This is a genomic window from Klebsiella sp. SYXHC3, from assembly GCF_057196925.1.
In genome coordinates this window covers 303,704-327,939 of the sequence record NZ_JBXUNG010000003.1, presented here as the reverse complement: position 1 = coordinate 327,939, position 24,236 = coordinate 303,704, and the positions used below count along the sequence as shown (strand labels likewise).

Here is a 24,236-nt window from a genome sequence, read left to right as displayed (position 1 = left end):
CCCGTTTAATTAATCGGAGATGCTACGGCCATCCGCTGAATGACGCAATGGAGAGATCCGATGAATTCGTCTGCTGTTTCACCCGGCCGCGCCGGATTACTGCTGTTACTGACCGGCCAGATGCTGCCGTTAATTGATACCTCGATAACCAACGTGGCGCTGGACTCGATCACCCACTCCCTCGACGCCAGCGCCACCCAACTGGAGCTTATCGTCGCGCTGTACGGCGTGGCCTTTGCCGTCTGCCTGGCGATGGGCAGCAAACTGGGCGATAACTATGGACGCCGCCGCCTGTTTCTGTGGGGGGTGGCGGTATTCGGCATCGCCTCACTGCTATGCGGAATGGCTAACTCCATTAACGCCCTACTCGCCGCACGAACGCTGCAGGGCGCGGGCGCGGCGCTGATCGTGCCGCAAATCCTCGCCACCCTGCACGTCACCCTGAAAGGCACCGCTCACGCCCGGGCGATAAGCCTGTACGGCGGTATCGGCGGCATCGCGTTTATCGTCGGCCAGATGGGCGGCGGCTGGCTGGTCTCCGCCGATATCGCCGGGCTCGGCTGGCGTAACGCCTTCTTTATCAACGTGCCAATCTGCCTGCTGGTGCTCGCTTTTAGCCGCCGCTATGTGCCGGAAACCCGCCGCGAAAGCCATTCCAGCATCGACTGGCAGGGAACTTTCAGCCTGGCGTTAATCCTCTGCTGCCTGCTGTTTCCGATGGCGCTGGGGCCGGAACTGCACTGGCCATGGGAGCTACAGCTGCTTTTGCTGGCCGTATTCCCCCTGCTCGCCTGGATGCGCCTGAGCGCGCTGCGTAAGCAGCAGCGCGGCGAGCAACCGCTGCTGCCGCCGCGGCTGTTGAAGCTCACCAGCATCCGTTTTGGTATGGCTATCGCACTGCTGTTCTTCAGCGCCTGGTCCGGCTTTATGTTTTGTATGGCGCTGACCATGCAGGCCGGGCTGGGGATGGCGCCGTGGCAGTCCGGCAACAGTTTTATCGCTCTCGGGGTGGCCTATTTTATCTCCGCGCTGTACGCGCCAAAGCTTATCGCTCGCTACAGCATGGGACGGATTTTGCTGATTGGCCTGGTGGTGCAGATTAGCGGCCTGCTGCTGCTGAGCGTCACCTTTTATCAACTTGGCCTGCGGACCACGACGCTGGCGCTGGTGCCCTCCACCGCGCTGATCGGCTATGGTCAGGCGTTAATCGTCAACAGTTTCTATCGTATCGGGATGCGGGACATTCGCGCTTGCGATGCCGGAGCCGGTAGCGCCATCCTCAGCACCTTGCAGCAGGCGACGCTGGGGCTGGGGCCGGCCATTCTCGGCTCACTGTTCTTAACCCTGGCCAAGCGCGGCGGCGGTGACTATACGCAGGCGCTGATCGTCTTCCTGCTGGTCGAGGTGGCGATGATGCTGCTGCTGGGCGCTATTGCCCTTTGGCTGCGCCATCACCTGAACCTGCAGCCGGCGGCGACGGCGTCCTGATTCACAACTGTGTAACCTCTGATTTGCATAATAGTCATCCAGCGGTCATCATAACCGCTGGATGTACAGGAGACGTTATGCAGGAATTAATATCGCAAATCGCCGCATTAGGCATCAAAATCACCCCTACCACCTCGCTCATCATTACTTTTGGCATTATTTTTCTGACGGCGATTGTCGTTCATCTCATTCTGCACAAAGTGGTTCTACGCACCTTTGAAAAGCGGGCGCAGGCCAGCAGCCATTTATGGCTGCAGATCATTACGCAAAATAAACTCTTCCACCGCCTGGCGTTCACCCTGCAGGGGATTATCGTCAACGTTCAGGCCGTGCTCTGGCTGCAGAAAGGCAGCGAAGCGGCGGAAATCTTATCTACCTGCGCGCAATTGTGGGTCATGGTTTACGCCATGCTCTCTTTCTTCTCGCTGCTGGACGTGATTTTCAACCTGGCGCAAAAATTCCCCACTGCCTCGCAGCTGCCGCTTAAAGGTATCTTCCAGGGGATTAAGCTGGTCACGGCAATTATTATCGGCATCCTGATCATATCGCTGCTGATTGGACAATCGCCGGCGATTCTGATTAGCGGTCTTGGCGCGATGGCCGCCGTGCTGATGTTAGTATTTAAAGACCCGATTCTTGGCCTGGTGGCCGGGATCCAGCTTTCCGCCAACGACATGCTCAAACTCGGCGACTGGCTGGAGATGCCGAAATACGGCGCCGATGGCGCGGTTATTGATATCGGCCTGACGACGGTAAAAGTGCGCAACTGGGATAACACTATCACCACGATCCCCACCTGGTCGCTGGTCTCGGATTCGTTTAAAAACTGGAGCGGGATGTCGGCCTCCGGCGGTCGTCGTATTAAGCGCAGCCTGAACATCGATACCACCAGCATCCATTTTCTTGACGAGCAGGAGCAGCAGCGGCTGATTCAGGCCAAATTGCTGAAGCCCTATATGGACTCGCGCCATCAGGAAATTAATGAGTGGAACCAACAGCACGCTAATGAACCGTCGGTGCTTAACCTGCGCAAAATGACCAATATCGGCACCTTCCGCGCCTATCTGCAGGAGTATCTGCGTAACCATCCGCGGCTACGTAAGGATATGACCATGATGGTGCGCCAGCTGGCGCCGGACGCTAACGGCCTGCCGATTGAGATCTACTGCTTCACCAATACCGTGGTGTGGGCGGAGTATGAAGGCATTCAGGCGGACATCTTCGACCATATCTTTGCGGTGGTTGACGAGTTCGGCCTGCGTATTCACCAGACGCCAACCGGCAACGACATTCGTTCACTGTCGGGCGCGCTGTCGTCCTGATTCCCGGCTGGCGCGCATTGCGCGCCAGCGTACTCTCACTCCACTATCATTTCTCAGGGCTAGCCGTCGACACAGTTTAAGCAGATGATCTTTTCACCAACATGGATTATCGCCAAAGGACGCTCTGCATAATGAAATTAACCACAACGTTTGTCGCGCTTGGCTGCGCTTTAGCACTCCTTTCCGGTTGCACATCATCGAAGACCTCGCCAGAACGCCATGCTTATAGCTTCGTGTCTCACCGTTCAGATTTCGTCGGCGGTAATTTCACCGTTAACCGTCAGCAAAATTATCAGATGAACCTGCCTAACTTCCGCGATATCTATGCCCGCGGGCAAGAAGATCGGAAAAAAGGGGTGAGTGAAAGCGATGCGCAGCGGGTTGCCGACGCCATTAAGCAACAGGCGCTGGAAGGGGTGAAGTCACAACACTCCTTCAACGGTAATGCGAGCGATCGGTGGAGCGAAACGATGGAAGCGAAGGATGCTCGTCTGTTTGGTAATGAGCTGGCTGGCGCCTATCTGGACGGCTTCCACGGGATAAAATAAGCTGTGTCGCCCCGCCAGTCCGCGGGGCGATAAGCCTTACGCCGGGCGGCGCAGCAGTTTGAAGGCGGCAAACAGGAAGATAATCCACACCGGCAGCAGTATTGCCGACAGACGCATCCCGTCAATGGTGCACATCAGCACCAGAATCAAACCGAGAAAGGCGATACAGAAGTAGTTGCTGGCTGGCGCCAGTAACGCTTTGAACTTCGATTCACGCCCCTTACGACGCTGCGCGGCGCGAAACTTCAGGTGCGCCATACAGATCATGATCCAGTTCAGCAGCAGCGTCGCCACCACCAGCGCCATCAGCAGCCCCAGCGCTTCATGCGGCAGCAGATAGTTGAGCACCACCACCAGCGAGGTAATGACGCCTGACAGCAGCAACGAATTCACCGGCACGCCGCGTTTGCTGACGCGGGCGAGAAACTTCGGCGCATTGCCCTGTACCGACAGGCCGAACAGCATCCGGCTGTTGGAATAGACGCCGCTGTTATAGACCGACAGCGATGCCACCAGAATGACGAAGTTCAGCGCGGAGGCCACCACGTTGCTGTCAAGATTATGGAAAATCATCACAAACGGGCTGCTGTCGGATTTAATCTCCACCCACGGGTAGAGCGCCAGCAGCACCACCAGCGAACCGATATAAAACAGCAGGATACGGTAAACCACCTGGTTGACCGCTTTCGGAATGCTCTTTTCCGGATTTTGCGCTTCCGCAGCGGTGATGCCGATAAGCTCCAGCCCGCCGAAAGAAAACATAATCACCGCAAGCGACAGCACCAGGCCATGCCAGCCAGTGGCGAGGAAACCGCCATGCTTCCACAGGTTATCAAAACCGGCTTTGCTGCCGCCGTGGCCGCCAAACAGCATCCACAGGCCAAAGGCGATCATGCCGATAATCGCCAGCACTTTTATCAGCGCGAACCAGAACTCCGCCTCGCCGTACAGGCGTACGTTGACCAGGTTGACGGCGTTAATAATGATGAAGAAAGCCGCCGCCCAGACCCAGGTGGGAACATCGGGGAGCCAGTACTGCATATAAATCCCGGCGGCGGTCAGTTCCGCCATTCCTACCAGCACGAACATCACCCAGTAGTTCCAGCCGGACAGGAAACCGGCGAACGGGCCCCAGTATTTATAGGCAAAGTGGGCAAAAGAACCGGATACCGGCTCTTCCACCACCATCTCGCCAAGCTGGCGCATAATCAGAAAAGCGACAATACCGGCCACGGCGTAACCCAGCAACACCGCCGGGCCAGCCATTTGAATCGCGGGACCAATGCCAAGAAACAGGCCGGTCCCAATCGCGCCGCCAAGGGCGATAAGTTGAATATGTCGGTTCTGTAAACCGCGATGAAGCGTCGGGCCGCTCTCTTCTACGGCATCCGACGACGTTGACGCGTCTTTCACGTCGTTCCCCTGTGTGTTTTTGTGAAGGGGCACCTTTTATCACTTAGGGGGGATTGTCGCAAGTTGCGCGGGGCAAGCATCAGCCGCCCGCCCCGCTTTTTTAGCGTTAGAAGTCGTAGCTCATTGAGACGCGAACGGTACGCGGATCGCCTTCGAACAGATAGGTTCCGGTATCGTCAATGCCGGACCAGTACTTCTCGTTGGTCACGTTGGTCACCCCGATGCGCCAGGTCATTTCGTTCTGGTCGGCGTTCAGGCGCATACGATAGCGCAGGCCTAAATCCAGGGTGGTGTAGCTATCCAGCTTCTTGGTGTTGGCCGCATCGGCATACTGCGAGCCGCTATGATTGACACGCGCTGTCGCGGTCAGGCCTTCCACCGGCTTAATATCATACTCGGCGCCGAGCACCGCGTAGAAATTAGCCACCCCGATGGCATCTTTACCATCGGTTGCGCCTTTAGCGGTTTTAGTCTGTTTGGCATCCAGCCACACCGTACTGGCGTTAAGACGCAGCCCCAGCATCGGCTCGCCGAAGACGTTCATCTCTACGCCGCGGTTACGCTGCTCGCCGTCGAGGCCGTAATTGCCAGCGGTATCGGAAATGGCGTTCGGTTTTTTGATTTCAAACAGCGCCAGCGATCCGCCGATCGTTCCGTAGTCGATCTTGACGCCCACTTCGTCCTGCTTCGAGTGCGCTATCCCGGTACTCTGCCCGGCATTGGCCGCCGTAGTCGGCGCCACAGAGCCCGGCTGCAGCGCTTCGGTATGGTTAGCATACAGCGACAGCTGCTCCCACGGCTTGTACACCAGGCCAAACGTCGGCATCCAGCGGCTTTGGGTATAACGCGAAGAGGTATCTTCCAGTCCGGTGGCGTTGCTGTAGTTGCGCACGACCACTTTCTGATGACGAGCAGCCGCGGTAAACAGCACCTTATCGTTAAAGAAGCCGAGAGTGTCGCTCAGCAGCCAGCCCTGCGTACGGCTGCGCGAGGTGACCAGCGGATCGTGGTAGTTGCCGCCAAAATAGGCGTTATCCGGCATTGCCACATCGCGGTTGTCATAGATATTGGTGGTCGGATTCTTCGCCGACATCCGCCAGGCGGTCGCATCGGTATGCACCTGCGCCGCATAGCCGAGATTCACCTTATGCGAAATCGCGCCGGTATTGAAATCGCCGCGTACCCCGCCCATGCCGCTGATCGCGTCGATGATGCGGTTAGTATCAAGGCGGCCAACCGTTGCATCGCCGTTTTTATTGAGCAGCTTCGGCGCGCTGTAGGTGCCGATTTCATGCGAATGCTGACCGCCGAGGGCGCTGTATACCGTCCAGCTATCGCTCAGGTCATATTCCGCCTTCGCCATGCCGAACTCGCTTTCAATATCGCTATAGCCCCACTTCTGGCTGTAGTTTTTGCTGTTGTCCGGCAGCGCCGGGATGAAATCTACGCTGCTGATATTGACGCCCATCGTACCGCCGTGGAACGTTTTCTTCTGATAGCCGAAATCGAGCGAGGAGCGGAAACGATCGCCACGGTAATCAAGCCCCAGCGAAGCCAGCGTGGTACGGCGTTTATCGTTATCGATAGCGCCTTCGCCCTCGCGATGCACCAGGTTGACCCGGGCGCCGAACTGGTTGTTATCGCCGAAACGGCGTCCCAGGTCGAGGGTACCGCCAACCTGCGAATCAGAGGTATAGTCGACGCCAACACGTGCGGTCGGCAGATCTTCCGCCCGTTTCGGCTCGAGGTTAATCATCCCGCCGACGCCGCTGCTGGCCGCGCCGTTAAGCAGGCTGTTAGCCCCTTTGAAAATTTCAACGCGCTCCAGCATCTGGGTGTCCATCACCTGACGCGGCACCACGCCCGCCAGACCGCCCATGGTCATGTCATCGCCATCGAGCTTAAACCCGCGGATTCGATAGGTCTCGGCGAAGTTTCCGTAGCCCTGTACGGCCTGCACGCCAGCGTCGTTACTGACGACATCGGCGATGGTTTTCGCCTGCTGATCCTGAATCAGTTTCGAGGTATAGCCGATGACGTTAAAAGGAACGTCCATCGCCTTTTGTTCGCCAAGCATCCCCAGACGGCCGCCGTGGGCGATCTGCCCGTCGAGGAATGCCGGAACCACCAGGTCGCCGCCGGATTTAAAATCGCTGGTTTCGTTAGCCTCGACGATGAGGGTCTCTTCGCCAGGTTGCTTCGCGGCGGTAGCGTCCGCGGCCATCGCCGTTTGACTGGCGGCGCCGATGGCTAAGGCCAACAGCGTTTTACGCAGCGGGAAGGATGAATAGTGCGTGGTGTGCATAATTTGCCCCATGGATGAGGATAAATGGATCAAAGGGCCCGTCGCCGGGCCAGTTATTTTTATTGCTCGTTCAGGTCGATGCGTACGACGCTGTCCGGGCCTTTAGTGGAGTGGTCTTTATTGAAGGGCTGTTTGACGGTGACAAACAGCGTCTGACCATCGGCGGAAAGCAGCAGGCTGTTGGGATTGGCCGGCAGCGCCCAGCTTTTCTTCAGCGTATAGCGGCTGTCGTCAAGGCTGATAACCTTGCCGGATTCACGCTGTGAAATATAAATTTCGTGGCGTTTCCCATTGAACTGCACCGCCAGCGAATCGCCGACCTCGAGCTGTTTAAGCAGTTTGCCACTGTGGATATCCAGCACCAGGGTGGTTTTCGCTTTCGAGTTATCGGTCACGAACAGACGACCGGTGTCGCTATCTTCGGCCATATTAAGCAGCAGCGCCGGCTTGTCGCCCAGCGGCTTCCAGCGCTGTTCAATGCGTTGGTTACGCGGGTTGATCACCAGAATTTCACCGCTGCCGTTGGCGGCGTATACGCGCCCGGTTTGTGCAGAATAGTGCAGGCCGGTCATCCATTTACCGGTGTTTTTAATCCGCGTTTTCAGCTTCATGGTAGTGGCGTCAACCACCCAGATTTGCGCCGGGTCGGCGACCGCGCCAACGTAGAGGGTATTATTTAACAGCAGCAGCTGACGCGCCCCATAGGGGAGCCCTTTTTCATTGCGCTCGCTGAACAGCAGGCGGTTTTTTACCTTGCCGGTGGCGGTGTCGATAGCGCTGATGCCGCCGTCAAGCGAATTGCTGACGTATAGCGTTTTACCATCCGCAGAGAGCTGCAAAGCGAAGTTTTTCAGATCGGTATGCGTCAGGCCTATGGTATTAAGGGTTTGCGGATCCAGCTTGTAAACCGCCCCGCCCTGCACATCTTTAAAGCCTTCGGCGCTGGCGACGTACAGCGCATCACCCTGCGGGCTTAGCGCCATCTCGTACAACCCTTCCGCTAGCTGGCGCTGCAGCGGTTGCGCCACGTTAGCCGCAGGAGAGTTAACAACCGGTTGCGCAACGGCAGCGGAATGGTGAGTCGCGCAGCCGCCTAACGTCGCGCTGATGGCCAGCGCCAACGCAGGAAGAGTGTATTTCATTGGAACAACCCTATAAAAAATCAATGACCCGGTGGTCGCGCAGTGGCCGATATTGTGTGTTTCCGGCCTGCTGTCTTTGCGTCACCCTACGCCTTTGCTGTTCCTTGTGAACGACTCACTGGCGCAGATCGATCCCTGCTTAGTCTGCGAACAAAAAAGAGAATGAGAACTATACGCATTATCATGTATCAGGCAACCCCCGGCGGGCAAAAAAGATAATCTGCTGATTATTTAACGTGGAATAGCGGATTGATAGGGGAAGAAAGAAACTTCGGGATCGATACATACCCGGATAGCGGGACACTACGCCTTATCCGGGCGACAGGAGGCTATGCCGCACGCTTCTTGCGAAGGGCGGCTTAGCACGCTTAATGCAATTTCAGGCGCGGGCGAATAATCCGGTTAATCCCGCCGGACAACATCATCAGGCCGGTTTTAAAATAACCGTGCAGCGTCACCTGGTGCATCCGATACAGCGAATCGTAAACCATCCGCGCAATACGGCCTTCGACCATCATCGGGCCGATCGGTAGATGCCCCATGATGCTGCCAAAGGTCGTGTAGCCGGAGAGCGAAACCAGCGAACCGCGATCGCGATAGGAGAACGATTTCAACTGATGCCCCTTCATCCGGGCGATAATATTGTCGGCAGTGAAGAGCGCCATTTGATGCGCCGCCTGGCCACGCGGTGGAATAAATCCACCTTCCGGACGCGGGCACGCCGCGCAGTCGCCGAAAGCAAAAATATCAGCGTCGCGCGTGGTTTGCAGCGTCGGGGTCACCATCAGTTGATTAATACGGTTGGTCTCCAGCCCGGCAATATCCTTCATGAAGTCCGGCGCTTTTATCCCCGCCGCCCAGACGATTAAACTCGCCTCGATAAACTGGCCATCTTTGGTATGCAGGCCACCTTCTTCAACGCCGGTGATCATGGTATTGGTCATCACATTCACGCCAAGTTGGGTCAGCTTTTCGTGCACAGCGCTGGAAATCCGTTTTGGCAGCGCAGGTAAAATACCGTCGCCGGCTTCTATCAGGCTGACATTTAACGCTTCGTTGGTCAGATCTTTATAACCGTAGCTACGCAGTTCTTTTACCGCATTATGTAATTCGGCAGATAATTCAACCCCGGTAGCGCCCCCGCCAACAATGGCAATATTGACCTTACCTGACGTCTGAGGGTCGGCAGAATAGCGCAGAAATTGGTTCAGCATTTGCTGATGAAATACTTTTGCCTGCTCAGAACTGTCGAGAAAAATACAGTGCTCTTTAACACCCGGCGTATTGAAATCATTGGAAGTACTGCCCAGCGCCATTACCAGAGTGTCCCAACATAATTTACGCTCCGGCACCAACACCTCGCCTTGTTCATCCCGCAGTGCGGCGATAGTAATCGTTTTATTCTGCCGATCGATATCCATTACCGAACCGTGCTGGAAGGAAAAGTGGTGTTTGCTGGCATGGGCAAGAAAGCTTAACGCGTCCACGCCTTCATCCAGCGAACCGGTGGCGACTTCGTGCAGCAGCGGCTTCCACAGATGGCTCTGACTGCGGTCGACAAGGGTGATATTCGCTTTCCCTCGGCGCCCTAATTTACGTCCCAGTTGGGTCGCTAGCTCCAGCCCACCGGCGCCGCCGCCGACAATAACGATCTCTTTTAATGGCGTAGTCAATGTGACCTCCAAAATAATTAATTAAATGTTAATTAAAAACACTCTAAATAATTTTTAGTTAACAATAATCCAAACAATAAAATGCCAGATATCCATTAGATGATGACGCGGTGCATATTGGTAATCGCAAATTTAATTGGCGGCAATTTTTAATCGGGGTATTATTGTACAAGTTTCCGGGTAATTTTCCTGCACGTATATTCGAGGTAAACAAAAAGGCCACCAAATTATTATTTGGCGGCCTGGTGGTGGGTTAGATAATAATAACCAGCAAGTCTTATGTTTCACTAATTAATGGTGATTAGCGGCATTCCGGTATTCCTGTGGTTTAATAACGCATCATCACCGATTTAAGTTCAGTATAATCATCAATAAACGCGCTACCAAACTCACGGCCAATACCCGATCCTTTCATGCCGCCGAACGGCACCGCCGGGTCGAGGAAGGTATGCATATTGACCCAGACAATCCCGGCGTCAATGGCCTGAGAATAGCGCAGCGCCTGGCGGATATTATCCGACCAGACGCTGGCCGCCAGTCCATACGGCGAAGCATTAATTCGGGCCAGCGCCTCTTCTTCACTGCGATAGCCAATAAAGCTGCATACCGGGCCGAAGGTCTCCTCGCGCATCAGGGTGCTCTCTTCGCTGCGCACCTTAACCGCCGTCGGCTGCAGGAAATAGCCCTCGCCGGGCAGCGCTTCGCCGCCGCAGACGATGGTATCCCCCTCTTCGCGTGCGGTCTGAATGAGCCGCAAGACCTTGTCATACTGCTGGCGGTTGGCCAGCGGCCCCATCAGCGTTTGTTCATCCAGCGGCGACCCCGGCGCGAAAGCGCTGAGCCTGTCTTTCAGCAGCGCCAGCACCGCATCCAGTTTGCCCTGCGGCAGATAAAAGCGCTCAGCGGCGGCGCAAATCTGCCCCTGGTTGAGGTAACCGGCTTCGATAATGCCGTTCACCATGGCCTCCGGCGTCAGGTCATCGAGAAACAGCGCGGCGTTTTTACCGCCCAGCTCCAGCGTAACCCGTTTACCTGACGCACTGGCCGACTGCTGGACTTTTTCCCCGGTCGCCACCGAGCCGGTGAAGCTCACCTTGGCGCAGGTCGGATGCGTGATAAGGCGTTGGGCAATTTCGCCGCCGGCGCCGTTGACCACGTTAATGACGCCATCCGGGATACCTACCGCTTTCGCTAGTTCCGCCACCCGCAGCAGCGTCAGCGGCGTATACTCGCTCGGCTTGAGGACGATAGTGCAGCCGCAGACCAGCGCCGCCGCCATCTTCCAGATGGCAATCATAATCGAGAAGTTCCACGGTACGATGCCGACCACCACGCCCAACGGCTGGCGGCGGGTAAAGGCGGTATATTTCTCCCCGGCCATCGAAGGCAGCGAGACATCCAGGGTTTCGCCGGTGATTTTTCCCGCCCAGCCGGCGAAGTAGCGCAAAAACGCCACCGACTGATCCAGCTCGAGCATCCGCGCCAGCATGATGGTTTTACCGGAGCAGAGACTTTCCAGCTGCGCCAGCTCTTCGCGATGCTCTGCCAGCGTGTCCGCCAGCTTTAGTAGCAGCGCGCCGCGCGCCAGCGTCGGCATCTCGCGCCACTGATTAAACGCCTGGCGGGCGCTTTCCATGGCGCGGTCCGCCTGGCCGACATCCGCCGCCGTGATTTCGGCAATCGCCTCTCCGGTCGCCGGGTTTATCACCGCGAACGGCGCGCCGTGGCCCGCCTCCCGATGACCGGCAATAAACTGCCCGTGCGGCTGGCGTAAAAAGGCGGTCACTTCCGCCAGTAAGGTTATTTCGCTCATCGTCAGCACTCGTTTTTCAGCAAAGTTAGCCCATCACAGCACGGTTGTTCCGCGACGCCCATCGTTCTAAAGAACGTCATTCTTCCGGACGATATTCAACGCCCGCGCGGCGTGCTGTGATGAGGACATTGAGCCAGGCAAGACGACAGGGTAACGCGATGAATATTAAAATCGATGCGCTGAACTACTACGGCGCGACGAAGAAATACCAGCTCCATTTTCCGGCGCTGCGGGAAGATATCGAAGCCGATGTAGTGATTATCGGCGGCGGCTTCTCCGGCATTAACACCGCGCTGGAACTGGCGGAACAGGGGATCACCAACGTGGTGGTGCTGGAAGCGCGCCATCTTGGCTATGGCGGCACCGGGCGCAACGGCGGCCAGGTGATGGCCGGGATCGGCCACGATATCGAAGCGGTAAAAAAACACGTCGGCAAAGAGGGGCTGGAAACGCTGTTTAAAATCGCCAACCTCGGCGCGGGTATCATTCGCGAACGCATCCGCAAATACAACATCGACGCCGATTTCGTACCCGGCTACGGCTACCTGGCCTATAACCAGCGGCAGCTTAAAACGCTGCGCCAGTGGGAAAAGGAGTTTAAAGCCGCTACCCCGGATGAAGAGATTGAACTGTATACCGGGAAAGAGGTACAGCAGGTGGTCGGCTCCGAGGTCTACTGCGGCGCGCTGAAACATATGGGCGGCGGGCAGATCCATTCACTCAATATGCTGCTTGGTTCGGCACAGGCCGCGCATTCTCTGGGGGTGAAGATTTTCGAATCCTCACCGGTAGTAGAGGTGAATTACGGCAAACAGGTGCAGGTGCGCACCGCGATGGGCAGCGTTAAAGCCGCCAAACTACTGTGGGCCTGCGACAGCTTCCTCAACAATATGGAGCCGGAGATCTACAACAAAACGCTGGTCACCTACTCCTATCAGGTATCAACCGAGCCGCTCTCCGATGAACTGATCGAGCGCATCAGCCCGCTGCGCGGCGCCTTCAGCGACATTCGCCCGGTGATTAACTACTACCGCGTCACCCGCGAAAACCGCCTGCTGTTTGGTAGCGCCACCCGCTTCCTGGAGTATACGCCGAACGATTTCGCCGCCTGGAATCGTACGCTGCTGGCGGAGGTCTTCCCGTACCTGAAAGATGTGAAGATCGATTTCGCCTGGGGCGGGCCGATGGCCTGTAGCGCCAACCTGTTCCCGCAGATTGGCACCTTACGCGACCATAACAACGTCTTTTACGTCCAGGGGTACTCCGGCTTCGGCGTCACCCCCTCGCACATCGTGTGCAAAATCCTCGCCGAAGGGATCAATGGTGGTTCCGACCGCTATCGTCTGCTAAGCAGCATTCCCCACGCGACCATCCACGGCCGTGACAGCCTGCGCTTGCTATTAGTCACCGCCGGAAAACTGATGCATCAAACCGCCGGTTTCTGGAAAGGCCGGAGTTAATCAGGAGAACGCTATGCACGCTTTTAAACTCAAACACCCGGTACCTGAACTGCAGCCGATCGGCAGCGTCAGCCTGCTCGGCGCGACGCCGACCGTCGGCGACCCGCAGGTAGCGGGCGCGATGATCTACGGCGAGCCGCAGGATGCCTTTACCTGCGGACTGTTTTCGTCCACCGAAGGGAGCTTTACCATGACCTATCCGTTTACCGAACACGCCACCGTGCTGGAGGGCGAAGTTGAACTGACCGTCGCCGGCGGCGAGCCGCAGCGCTTCGCGCCGGGGGACAGCTGGTTTGTCAAACAGGGTACCGAAGTGGAGTGGAAAATCCTCACCCCGCGTTTCGTCAAACACTACCTGGCGAACGTCGAGACGCGCTAACACGCTGATAATGCCCGGCGGCGCATTACGCCTTCTCCGGGCTACCAAATCGCACAGCGCTGTAGCCCCGGTAAGCGGCAGCGCCACCGGGGATTTTGAGGCCAAATTAAAGGCAGGCCGCACGGACCGTAGGCCGGGTAAGGCGCTAGCCGCCACCCGGCAGAAATACGCGCAACGTGGCAAGACAGATGGCCCCGCTTTCCGGGGCTATTTTATTTATCAACCGCCACATTCATGGACTACGTCACAGATTCACCCGTTGCTCTCCACCTTCCGGACGATATTCGTTGAGCAGGATGCCCGCCTAAATTATGACTATCCGGGAGTGGCGCTGGCTATTCCCTGCCCTCCCCTACATTGTGCAGAGGTTGACTATGTTTAGTAACAGACTCGCCAGCCATCTTGAACGCGGCGTCGTCGGCTTTCCGACGACCCTCGCCAGCTCGGTTGGGCTGATTATGGCAAGCCCGGTGATCCTGACGGTCACCAGCGGATTCGGCATGGGCGGCGACACCTTCGCGCTGGCGGTACTGCTGGCTTTTATTATGATGCAGGCGCAGGTCACTACCTTCGCTGAAGCCGCGACGTTAATCCCCACCACCGGTTCGGTGTACGACTATATCTCCTGCGGTATGGGCCGCTTCTTCGCCATTACCGGCGCGCTGTGCGCCTATCTTATCGTCCATATCTTCGCCGGCACCGCGGAGACCATTCTCGCCGGCATTATGGCGCTGGTGAACTTCGAATCGGTCAACGCGCAGATGGCCGCCCATCAAAACACCTGGATGGTCGGCGTCGGTATGGTGGTCATTTTCGGCCTGCTGAACGCCATTGGCGTGGAAATTTTCGGCAAGGTCGAAGTGGTGCTCACCTTTGGCATGTGGACGACGCTGACCATTTTCGGCCTGTGCGGCATTTTTATGGCGCCGGTGACTCACCTTTCCGGCTGGTTCGGCACACCGCTGAACGTTAGCGATATCTCCGGCCTGTTCGGCTATATCGGCATGGCGATGTTTATGTTCGTCGGCTGCGAACTGGTGACGCCGATGGCGCCGGAAATCAAAAAAGCCCACCGCACCATTCCGCGGGCGATGGCGCTGGGTCTGCTGGGCGTCGCCAGCTGCATGTTTATCTACGGCGCGGCGATTAACCGCCAGGTGGAAAACGTGGTGGTCGATGCGGCGAATAACATCCATCTGCTGGACACGCCGATGGCGATCCCGGCCTTCGCCGAGCGGGTGATGGGCCACGCCGGCCAGTATTGGCTCGGGGTCGGCCTGCTGCTGGCGGGCTGCGCCACAATTAATACTTTGATGGCCGCGGTGCCGCGTATTATTTACGGTATGGCGCTGGACGGCGCGCTGCCGCGTTTTCTTACCTGGCTGCATCCGCGCTTCAAAACACCGGTGATCGCGATTGCCATCGGCGTGGCCATCCCCTGCCTGCACGCCTGGTACCTGAACGGCGATCTGGACCGCATCGTGCCGCTGATCCTCGCCGCGGTCTGCGCCTGGGGCGTAGCCTATCTGCTGGTCACCCTGTCGGTGGTGATGCTGCGCATTCGCCGCCCGGACCTGCCGCGCGCCTACCGCTCGCCGTGGTTCCCGCTACCGCAGATTATCTCCAGCGTCGGAATTATCATCGCGATCGTGAATATTACCCCACCGGGAATGGACAGCCGCGAGGTGCTGGTGCCGTTCGGGATTATGCTCGGCCTGACCGCTGCCTATGCCCTGTTCTGGACGCTGTGCGTACAGCGCGTTAATCCGTTCAAGCCGCTGGAGGTGGAAGAGGTGGTCGAGCGCGCTATCGGCAATTACGAGAAACAGACCCGCGGGGAGATGACGCCTGATGTCCTCCGTCCCCTGGTTTGAAACGCCATTAATGAACGCGGTGCAGCGCGACTTAGCGGGCTGGCCGAGCGAAAAACTGAGCGAAAGCAGCGCGATGTTGCGGCTAAACGACATCACCGCCGTCACCTTCAGCGTGCGCCAGAAGCGGCTATTTATGGCCAGCATTCACAGCTGCGAGTTTGTCGTCGAGGGGCCGGTTACCCGGCCCGCTCGCGGCAAGATCCGCGCCCACCAATCCGGCTGGCTAAAACGCCTGCCAATCCGTTTTATCGGCAGTAAAGAGAGCGCGGAACTCGCCGGCTATCTCAATGGTTTTCCTAATCTCCAGCAGACCTTAAGCGAGCTGGACTACCGCCGCTTTTCGTTGACCTTTGACGATAGCGGCTGGCGCTGCTGCATTGAACCCTGGGCCGCCAGCGAAGTGGTCTGTAAAATGCCGCCGCTGCGCCGTTATCTGAAGCTCGAAGCGCAGCAGCGGATGCTGCTGCTCAGTGTACTGGCGATGATTAATCAGGCGATAAGTCAGTGGATGCGCGGTGAAATCGCAGAAGAGAAAGCATTGACTTCCCCGCCATCACCGCGGGGAAGCTGAGGTGGTTTATAGCAGACCAAACTGCTGCGCCAGCCGATCGATGGCCTCGCGCTGGAACTGCGCAAATGCGGCGCGCGGCTGCTGCTGCTGAATAAATTCCAGCAGCGGATCCTGAACCTCGGTGCGCACCCCGCTCAGCGTTTCCATCACCGCCAGGCCGCAAAACGGCACGTAGGACTCGGCGTAGCCGCCTTCGTGCACCATCACCAGTTTCCCGCCGCACAGGCGATCCGCCGCCTGCTGGACCTGTTCGGTCATCGCGCGGAAGCTGTCGCTATGTAGCTGCATCCGCGCTAATGGATCCATCGCGTTGGCGTCATAGCCGCAGGCGACAATGATCAACTCCGGTTCAAAACGCGCCAGCGCGGGAATGACGATAGTTTCCAGCGCATAGCGCCAGCTGTCGTCGCCCGCCCCGGCCAGCAGCGGAATATTGATGTTGTAACCTTCGCCCGCGCCAACGCCGCGATCGTCCTCCCCGGAGTAGCCCGGCGGGAAGCAGCCATCCTGATGCAATGAGATAGTCAGCACATCATCGCGCTGCAGATAGATATGCTGTGTACCGTTACCGTGGTGAACGTCCCAGTCAATAATCGCTACCTTGCCGAGCCCCAGCAACGCTTTCGCCCGTTCAACGGCAATGGGAATATTGGCGAGGAAACAAAACCCCATCGACTGATCCGGCAGGCAGTGGTGTCCTGGCGGCCGCGACAGCGAATAGGCGTTATCCAGCTCCCCTTTCAACACTGCTTCCACGGCGGCACAGGCCAGTCCGGCGGAAAGGCAGGCGATTTCATAACTCCCCGGCCCCAGCGGCGCTTCTTTGCCGAGCATGCCGCCGCCGTTATCGCTGATTGCCTTAAAACGCTCAAGATAGCTATCGGGATGGATCCGCCGCAGGTCCTCAAGGCTCGCCGCCGCCGCGCTGCATAGTTCCAGCTGCGGCGTCAGCCCGGAGACGTCCATCAGGTTTTTCATCCGCCGTTTGGTCTCCGGCGACTCGGCATGGCCGCCGCCAGCCGGCGGCTGCACCCAACCACCGACCGGCAGTGTTACCGCGTGCAGGCCGGTACTGTGCCAGAAACAACGTTCATCAAAGAAGAAACCGGTTTTTCTTTTCACTCTATCCTCCCGTTGGCTAAACCTTTTCCGGCGGACGACGCCGCCGCAATCAAAATCAGCGACAGCAGCGCGCAGGCGCCTGCCGCCGCCAGCAGCGGATTGGCGCTGGCGAAGTGTTGCAGTAAGGCCCCCGCGAGCGCCGGACCGGCGGCCATTCCGCCGCCGATCACCAGATTGATGCTGTTCATCAACCGGCCGTTATTATCGAGCGCGGCCACGCGAGCGAGGATAAAGGGCAGCACGAATGTCCAGGTGAACTTAAACAGCAGCGCCGCAATGGCGTAACGCACCAGCAGCGGATGGCCCGTCAGTAACAGCACGCTGGCGATCAGCAGCGCGTATCCCAGCCACACCGCCAGCCGGTCCGGGCGATGAGTACCGCGCAGCGCCGCGCCGCCTGCGCCGATAATGCCGAACACCGTCGCCGCCGCCAGCACCAGACCGACCTGTGTCGGACTCAACCCCGCCCCGCTGCCGATGGTGCCGATAAAGGTCCATACCGCGCTGAGGCTGATATAGAAGGTGAGAACTGCGAGCACCGCCAGCGCCTTTCGCCACGACGCCGCAGGCGGCTGGCGATGGGAAGCCGATCGCGCTTGAAAACACGACGGGAAGGCGGAAACCAGCGGCAAACAGCAGAGCATGATGGCGGCGAGAATCAGATAAACAACCTTCAGGCCAAAGGTCACGAACAGGCCGGGCAACACCAGCAGGCCAAGCATGCCTAACAGCAGCTGCCCCAGTACCCAGAATGCGTACACCCGCGATGGATTCGGCGTTCCCGCCGCGCAGCTGATGCACAAAATCATTAGCGTGCCGCCCGCCAGGGAAGCAATAAAGCGTACCGCCAGCAGCGACGCATACTGAGTTACCACCGCCGAAGCAAGGTTAGCGAGCAGAAATACCGCGCAGGCGACGAGTGCCACCCGCCGCCAGTCGAGGCGGTTCATCCACCACCACGCCGGGAGCGTCGCCAGGCTCATCGCGCCGAGCTCCGCCGAAAATAGCCAGCCGATCTGTCCTGGTTTAAGGTGCCATTCGCTGGCCAGCTGCGCCGCCACCGCCGGCGCGGTCATTAAAATCCCCGGCGCAATGGCGGCGAAAATAACAATCGCCGCCAGCAAACGCAGCGACACCACCAGCCCGTCAGGCCGGGAAAGGGTATTTTCAGAAAGAGGTGTACTCGACATCGTAGGGCGTGCTCCAGTCAAAAAAGCCTCCCCCCGGACGGTTATCCAGGGAGTGATACCCACAGGCATCAGGAAAACGCCGTGCTGCCACGGCGCGCGCGGGATGCGATAGTCAGATTACAGATGCAGCGTACGCTGAGCGGCAGGCATCCAGGTTCGGGAAACGAGTTCAGTCCGGTTGACGACTTCGGTCTTGGCGAAAATATTGCGCAGGTGGGTTTTCACCGTCGAGAGCGAGATATCCAGCTGGCGGGCAATCAGCTTGTTGCTGGCGCCTTCACGCACCATGCCGACGATTTCGCGCTCTTTGGCCGTCAGGATGGCAGGGAGTTCATCCTCTTCCTGCAGGAAATCGCGAATAGCCAGTTCCACCAAAGGCAGTACCGCCTGGGCCCGCAGTCGTTCCTCGCTGGAAAAAGGCACGTCGCGCATCAGCGAGATACCGGCAACGATCCGCCGTTCGCGGCGAATAAAGATTTCGGTCATGTCGCGTACGTTATTCGGCAACATAAATTCATGATAGTAATGGCGGTTGCGGTCACAGAGTCGCGGCGTCATCGCTGCCATGGTCGTACTCTGGTGGCTAAAGTGCGCCGGCAGGTGTGGATCCAACGGCTGGAAGCTCTCCAGATATTGTTGGTGTGTATTATCCGAAATATTATGCAATATATAGTTTTCAGGTTTTAAACGATTATTTACTCGATAAAAAACCGCTGAAGACAGTGGAATTAACTGTGAAATAGTCTGTAAACAACGGGCTATTATCGCATCATTACGACTGGCTTTTAATAAAGCAGACATGATATTTCCCCCCGTCAAGGTGGTGGTGCGTAACACGCGGATTACCAGAGTAAGATGAAGCATACATTTCACATTTAAGTAACACAATCATTAACATGTTAACAATGTGATATCCATTACAAATTTTTCATCAATACATTGTTATTTAAAGCATTTAAAAATCCCCCTGCTATCTGTTAACGTAGCGGCGTTAAAACATAAACAAAAGTTATTAACATTACGCGTTATTTTCCGGCAAGGATTAAAAACCCTTATATTGGCAGGTCCGATCTCATCCTTAAGAACGATAGTTTTTTGCATTTTTTCATTTATACCCTAAAAAGGATGTCGATAATTTAACGCCGCGGCTTAATCAACGGATTACGCCTGACTTGCTATTGCCCAAATATGCCGCCCAGGCCAGCAATTAATAGAGGATAAGCCGATGCTGAATATCGCCGCCTTACGCCAGCAGCAAATTCCGCTGGCCGTTGAACCGCGCTCATCGCTGCCGTTTCATATTCTGATGAAACCGATTGGTCCCGCCTGCAACCTCGCCTGCCGCTACTGCTACTACCCGCAGGATGAAACGCCGGTCAGGAAGATGGACGAGGCGCGGCTGGAGCAGTTTATCCGCCGCTATATTGCCGCCCAGCCCGCCAGCGCGCGGGAAATCAACTTTGTCTGGCAGGGCGGCGAGCCGCTACTGGCCGGGTTAAGTTTTTATAAAAAAGCGCTCGCCCTGCAGCAGCGCTACGCCCCTGATGGCGTAACCATCAGCAATAGCCTGCAGACCAACGGGACGCTGATCAACGACGCCTGGTGCCGGCTGTTCCGCGAACATGGCTTTATTATCGGCGTCAGCCTCGAAGGTAGCGAAGCGCTGCAAAACCACCATCGTCCTGATAAACGCGGGCAGGCTTCCTGGCCGGCTGCGCTGCGCGGTATCGCCCTGCTCCACCAGCATCAGGTGGAGTTTAATCTGCTGGTAGTGGTGCATAACGAAATCGCCGCCCACGCGGCGGCGATTTATGACCGGGTGGTCACGCTTGGCGCGCGCTATCTGCAGTTCCAGCCGCTAATGAGCGAAGGCGCCGCGCTGCGTGAGGGTTATCAGCTCAGCGCCGATAACTGGGGGCGTTTTATGGTCGGTATCTGGCGACAGTGGCAAAAGCGCTGCGATATGGGGCGGGTGTTCGTCATCAATATCGAACAGGCGTGGGCGCAATACTTTACCCATACCAGCGGCAGCTGCGTGCATAGCGCCCGCTGCGGCAGCAATCTGGTGATGGAATCGGATGGACAACTTTACGCCTGCGATCATCTGATCAATGCCGAACATCGGCTGGGTCGCCTTGACGAGCAGACGCTTGCCGCCGCAGTTGACGCTTCAGTTCAGCTCCCTTTCGGCCAGCAAAAAAGCCAGCGCCGCGAATGTCAGACTTGCTCCGTAAAAATGGTCTGCCAGGGCGGCTGCCCCGCGCATCTCAACGCCGCTGGCAACAACCGCCTCTGCGGCGGTTATTACCGTTTCTTTAGCGAAATCCTCGCGCCAGTACGCCCCTTTTCCCGCGACCTTAACGGCCTGAAAGCCTGGCGGGCCGCGTTTGTTGGGGCCGCGCATCCCGCGTAGCCCTTTGCCCTGATGGTTGTCCCACTATGAACAGGAGAGTCAGTCGTGAACAAAAAAGCCATGGCCGCGGCGGTCAGCATGATCCTCGCCGGCGGCGCGCACGGCGCGCAGAATGAGCATCCAAACGTCATCGTGATTATCGCCGATGATATGGGTTATTCCGATATCAGCCCCTTCGGCGGTGAGATCCCCACCCCCAACCTGCAGGCCATGGCGAAGCAAAGTATCCGCATGAGCCAGTATTACACCTCACCGATGTCGGCCCCGGCGCGTTCGATGCTGTTGACCGGCAACAGTAACCAGCAGGCCGGGATGGGCGGCATGTGGTGGTACGACAGCACCATTGGCAAGGAGGGTTACGAGCTGCGGCTGACCGACCGCGTCACCACCATGGCCGAGCGCTTTAAAGATGCCGGCTATAACACGCTGATGGCCGGCAAATGGCATCTCGGTTTTGTTCCCGGCGCCACGCCGAAAGATCGCGGCTTTAACCACTCCTTCGCCTTTATGGGCGGCGGCACCAGCCATTTTAACGATGCAATACCGCTCGGAACCGTCGAGGCGTTCCACACTTACTATACCCGCGATGGCGAGCGCGTCTCCCTGCCAGATGATTTTTACTCCAGCGAAGCTTACGCCCGCCAGATGAATAGCTGGATTAAAGCGACGCCGAACGAGCAGCCGGTCTTCGCCTGGCTGGCTTTCACCGCCCCTCATGACCCCCTGCAGGCGCCGGACGAGTGGATTAAGCGCTTTAAAGGCCAGTATGAGCAGGGTTACGCCGAGGTCTATCGCCAGCGCATCGCCCGCCTGAAAGCGTTGGGAATTATTCATGACGACACCCCGCTGCCGCATCTGGAGCTGGATAAAGAGTGGGAAGCGCTAACGCCAGAGCAGCAGAAATATACGGCGAAAGTGATGCAGGTATATGCGGCGATGATCGCCAATATGGACGCGCAAATCGGCACGCTGATGGAGACACTGAAACAAACCGGGCGCGATAAAAATACCCTGCTGGTGTTTTTAACCGATAACGGCGCCAACCCGGCACAGGGTTTTTATTACGAATCTACTCCCGAATTCTGGAAGCAGTTCGATAACAGCTATGACAACGTGGGCCGCAAAGGATCCTTTGTCTCCTACGGCCCCCACTGGGCCAACGTCAGCAACGCCCCCTACGCCAATTATCACAAAACCACCAGCGCCCAGGGCGGCATCAATACCGACTTTATGATCTCCGGCCCCGGCATTACCCGGCGCGGTAAAATCGACGCCTCAACGATGGCGGTGTACGACGTGGCGCCGACGCTATATGAATTCGCCGGCATCGATCCCAACAAATCGCTGGCTAAGAAACCCGTATTGCCGATGATTGGCGTCAGCTTTAAGCGCTATCTGACCGGCGAAGTCCAGCAGCCGCCGCGCGGCAACTACGGGGTCGAATTGCATAATCAGGCGGCCTGGGTCGATGGCGAATGGAAGCTGCGACGGCTGGTACCTCGTGGCCTCAGCGCCGGCGACGCGCCGTGGCAGCTGTTTAACCTGCATGACGATCCGCTGGAAACGCACGATATCGCGGCCCAACATGCCGACCGGGTCAAAGCCATGAGCGACGCCTACGAGGCATTTGCTAAGCGCACCATGGTTACCAAAGCGCAGGGCAAGATGATCGATTATGTCGGCATCGATAGCAAAACCGGACGCTACCTGGCGGTCGATCCGGCGACCATGAAGCCGGTGCCCGCGCCGCAAGCCATTCCTGTGAGCGAGGGCAAATAAACGAACCCGGTTATCGTTCTTCCGGGCGATAGCCGGAAGTAGACTCGCTTTCTAAGGTAATCCTGAACCCCATTACAGGAGAGAGCGGATGGCGAGAGTCGTGGTGATTACCGGAGGCGGAAGCGGGATCGGCGCCGCCTGCGCTCGGTTGATGAGCGCGGCGGGAGATCGGGTGTTTATTACCGGCAGACGTGAAGCGCCGCTACACAAGATCGCCGTTGAAACCGGTGCGACGGCGCTGGTGGGCGATGCCGCCGACGGCGACGTCTGGCGGGAACGGCTGCTACCGCCGATTCTCGACCAGACTCACGGTATTGATGTACTCATCTGCAGCGCCGGCGGCATGGGCAATAGCGCCGCCGCCGATACCAGCGATCGCCAATGGCGCGAGGCGCTGGACGCGAATTTAAACAGCGCTTTCGTCAGCGTGCGCGCCTGCCTGCCTTCACTGATTGCCTGCCGCGGCAATGTGCTGTTTGTCGCCTCCATCGCCTCACTCGCTGCCGGGCCGCAGGCCTGTGGCTATGTCACCGCCAAACACGCGTTAATTGGCCTGATGCGCTCCATCGCCCGCGATTACGGTCCACAGGGCGTCCGCGCCAATGCGATTTGTCCCGGCTGGGTCACCACTCCGATGGCGGATGAAGAGATGATCCCACTGACGCAGGAACACGGGCTGTCGCTTACCGAAGCCTATCAACGGGTGTGCCGCGACGTTCCGCTACGCCGCCCCGCCAGCCCCGAGGAGATAGCCCAGGCCTGTCAGTTTCTCTGCTCTCCGCAGGCCGCCATCATCAGCGGCGCGACGCTGGTCGCCGATGGCGGTTCCAGCATCGTCGATGTTCCAACGCTGGCGTTCACTTAACGCCCTACTCTACTCAGGAGCTCACATGACTTCAGAAGCCGTATTTATCCAGGTCGGCGCGCTGGCCGATGGTTTCGCCCCGCACGGCAACCTGCTGGCCACCGCCAGTCTGCCCGCAGGCGAACGCTTTACCTTTTATGCCGACGGGAGCGAGCCGCAGCAGTTGGTTATCGAAAATGACCAGACACTGCTTTGGAACGGCAAACGCGCGCCCTGGCGGGCAACCGCCCTGCGCCCCGATATTCTGTTTATCGATTTTCTTGACCCGGAGCGCGATAACGCCAGTCTCAGCGCGGTATGCAACCTGACGCAGCGCAACGCCACGCTGGTATACGGCCAGCTACCGGACGAAGCCGCCGCGCGGCTGGACGCCTTCAGCCGGGTAGAGCAAGGGTTGCCGCTGACCGCCGTCGAGGCGCGATTTGTCTTCGCCCGCCTGGATACCCAGCCGGGACCGCTGCCGGACTTTACCACCGCGCTGGTCGGCATGCGCAATCAGTACACCTATAGCCCGACCGAGCGTTATGAACACATCTATCTCAACGATAATTTTTACGCCTGGCAGTGTCTGGATGGCGTGGAAAAGGGGCTGGCGGATGTCGATCGCTGCCATTACGTGCAGGTGGCTGAGGATCTCTATTTGTTCGTCTGGCGGGAGAAAATCATTCCCACGTTGGGGGCTATCTTGATCGATCTTCAGCAGATGCGTACCGATGGTAAGATCATGGGTTATCAGGGCAGTGATTTTGGCGCCTTGAGTAATTTCCCGGTCGGCGCGAGCGCGAAGATCCTCAACGTCACCCGCCATCAGGAATAATATTGCGTGGCCGGGAGACGCGCCCGTTCAACCGGAAGCGCCCCATCCGGTTGAACGGGCCC

The 24,236-nt window shown here is 57.8% G+C and carries 19 protein-coding genes; 11 read left to right on the top strand and 8 right to left on the bottom strand.

The features are described 5' to 3' along the window. Positions 1 to 60: 60 nt before the first annotated feature. The 3 genes from AC2CGP_RS11060 (at position 61) to AC2CGP_RS11050 (ending at position 3,358) form a co-directional block, all read left to right on the top strand. Entirely contained in the window at positions 61 to 1,488 is a 1,428-nt protein-coding gene (locus tag AC2CGP_RS11060; protein WP_058676007.1) for an MFS transporter, read from the top strand. A 77-nt stretch (positions 1,489 to 1,565) separates the two neighbouring features. Continuing rightward, on the top strand, positions 1,566 to 2,810 hold the full coding sequence (locus AC2CGP_RS11055; RefSeq protein WP_015367814.1) for a mechanosensitive ion channel family protein: 1,245 nt from the start codon (positions 1,566 to 1,568) through the stop codon (positions 2,808 to 2,810). 131 nt (positions 2,811 to 2,941) lie between these two features. Further along, the gene (locus AC2CGP_RS11050) at positions 2,942 to 3,358 is read left to right on the top strand and encodes an Exc2 family lipoprotein (RefSeq protein WP_045381305.1); all 417 of its coding nucleotides are present in this window, start codon (positions 2,942 to 2,944) and stop codon (positions 3,356 to 3,358) included. A gap of 36 nt (positions 3,359 to 3,394) precedes the next feature. Here the strand turns inward: AC2CGP_RS11050 and pheP are convergent, their stop codons facing one another. From pheP to AC2CGP_RS11025, 5 genes are all read right to left on the bottom strand, one after another. Then, positions 3,395 to 4,771 (bottom strand): phenylalanine transporter, encoded by a 1,377-nt coding sequence (pheP, locus tag AC2CGP_RS11045; RefSeq protein WP_015367815.1) that lies wholly within the window; start codon positions 4,769 to 4,771, stop codon positions 3,395 to 3,397. A gap of 106 nt (positions 4,772 to 4,877) precedes the next feature. After that, entirely contained in the window at positions 4,878 to 7,076 is a 2,199-nt protein-coding gene (locus AC2CGP_RS11040) for a TonB-dependent receptor (protein ID WP_015704681.1), read from the bottom strand. 59 nt (positions 7,077 to 7,135) lie between these two features. After that, complete coding sequence (locus AC2CGP_RS11035; RefSeq protein ID WP_032712803.1) at positions 7,136 to 8,218, bottom strand: YncE family protein; 1,083 nt, start codon at positions 8,216 to 8,218, stop codon at positions 7,136 to 7,138. Positions 8,219 to 8,586: 368 nt separating this feature from the next. Next, positions 8,587 to 9,891 carry an NAD(P)/FAD-dependent oxidoreductase gene (locus AC2CGP_RS11030; protein ID WP_484502336.1) on the bottom strand — a complete coding sequence of 435 codons (1,305 nt, stop codon included), beginning with the start codon at positions 9,889 to 9,891 and terminating at the stop codon, positions 8,587 to 8,589. A 328-nt stretch (positions 9,892 to 10,219) separates the two neighbouring features. Beyond that, positions 10,220 to 11,704 (bottom strand): aldehyde dehydrogenase family protein, encoded by a 1,485-nt coding sequence (locus AC2CGP_RS11025; protein ID WP_045388713.1) that lies wholly within the window; start codon positions 11,702 to 11,704, stop codon positions 10,220 to 10,222. 158 nt (positions 11,705 to 11,862) lie between these two features. Here AC2CGP_RS11025 and AC2CGP_RS11020 point away from each other — a divergent pair, with 158 nt between their 5' ends. From AC2CGP_RS11020 to AC2CGP_RS11005, 4 genes are all read left to right on the top strand, one after another. Next, positions 11,863 to 13,164, top strand: a complete 1,302-nt coding sequence (locus AC2CGP_RS11020; protein ID WP_020079404.1) for an NAD(P)/FAD-dependent oxidoreductase — start codon at positions 11,863 to 11,865, stop codon at positions 13,162 to 13,164. A gap of 13 nt (positions 13,165 to 13,177) precedes the next feature. Beyond that, positions 13,178 to 13,543: a cupin domain-containing protein gene (locus tag AC2CGP_RS11015; RefSeq protein ID WP_015704675.1), complete on the top strand. Its 366-nt coding sequence runs from the start codon at positions 13,178 to 13,180 to the stop codon at positions 13,541 to 13,543. A gap of 374 nt (positions 13,544 to 13,917) precedes the next feature. Beyond that, positions 13,918 to 15,417 carry an APC family permease gene (locus AC2CGP_RS11010; protein ID WP_015367825.1) on the top strand — a complete coding sequence of 500 codons (1,500 nt, stop codon included), beginning with the start codon at positions 13,918 to 13,920 and terminating at the stop codon, positions 15,415 to 15,417. Further along, complete coding sequence (locus tag AC2CGP_RS11005; protein WP_213759369.1) at positions 15,395 to 15,988, top strand: DUF3156 family protein; 594 nt, start codon at positions 15,395 to 15,397, stop codon at positions 15,986 to 15,988. The genes AC2CGP_RS11010 and AC2CGP_RS11005 overlap by 23 nt, the downstream gene beginning before the upstream one ends. Before the next feature lie 6 nt (positions 15,989 to 15,994). Here AC2CGP_RS11005 and AC2CGP_RS11000 read toward each other — a convergent pair whose 3' ends face one another. The 3 genes from AC2CGP_RS11000 to AC2CGP_RS10990 form a co-directional block, all read right to left on the bottom strand. Beyond that, on the bottom strand, positions 15,995 to 17,110 hold the full coding sequence (locus tag AC2CGP_RS11000; RefSeq protein WP_049162529.1) for a class II histone deacetylase: 1,116 nt from the start codon (positions 17,108 to 17,110) through the stop codon (positions 15,995 to 15,997). Continuing rightward, complete coding sequence (locus AC2CGP_RS10995) at positions 17,107 to 18,300, bottom strand: MFS transporter (RefSeq protein ID WP_015367828.1); 1,194 nt, start codon at positions 18,298 to 18,300, stop codon at positions 17,107 to 17,109. The genes AC2CGP_RS11000 and AC2CGP_RS10995 overlap by 4 nt, the downstream gene beginning before the upstream one ends. Positions 18,301 to 18,417: 117 nt before the next feature. After that, entirely contained in the window at positions 18,418 to 19,101 is a 684-nt protein-coding gene (locus AC2CGP_RS10990) for a helix-turn-helix transcriptional regulator (protein WP_015367829.1), read from the bottom strand. Positions 19,102 to 19,525: 424 nt separating this feature from the next. Here AC2CGP_RS10990 and AC2CGP_RS10985 point away from each other — a divergent pair, with 424 nt between their 5' ends. From AC2CGP_RS10985 to AC2CGP_RS10970, 4 genes are all read left to right on the top strand, one after another. Further along, positions 19,526 to 20,713, top strand: a complete 1,188-nt coding sequence (locus tag AC2CGP_RS10985; protein WP_020079410.1) for an anaerobic sulfatase maturase — start codon at positions 19,526 to 19,528, stop codon at positions 20,711 to 20,713. Between the two features lie 45 nt (positions 20,714 to 20,758). Continuing rightward, complete coding sequence (locus AC2CGP_RS10980; protein ID WP_475702377.1) at positions 20,759 to 22,492, top strand: sulfatase-like hydrolase/transferase; 1,734 nt, start codon at positions 20,759 to 20,761, stop codon at positions 22,490 to 22,492. A gap of 88 nt (positions 22,493 to 22,580) precedes the next feature. After that, positions 22,581 to 23,357 (top strand): SDR family NAD(P)-dependent oxidoreductase, encoded by a 777-nt coding sequence (locus AC2CGP_RS10975; RefSeq protein ID WP_063410602.1) that lies wholly within the window; start codon positions 22,581 to 22,583, stop codon positions 23,355 to 23,357. Positions 23,358 to 23,382: 25 nt separating this feature from the next. Beyond that, on the top strand, positions 23,383 to 24,174 hold the full coding sequence (locus tag AC2CGP_RS10970) for a MoaF C-terminal domain-containing protein (protein WP_059305215.1): 792 nt from the start codon (positions 23,383 to 23,385) through the stop codon (positions 24,172 to 24,174). The last annotated feature ends 62 nt before the right edge of the window (positions 24,175 to 24,236 follow it).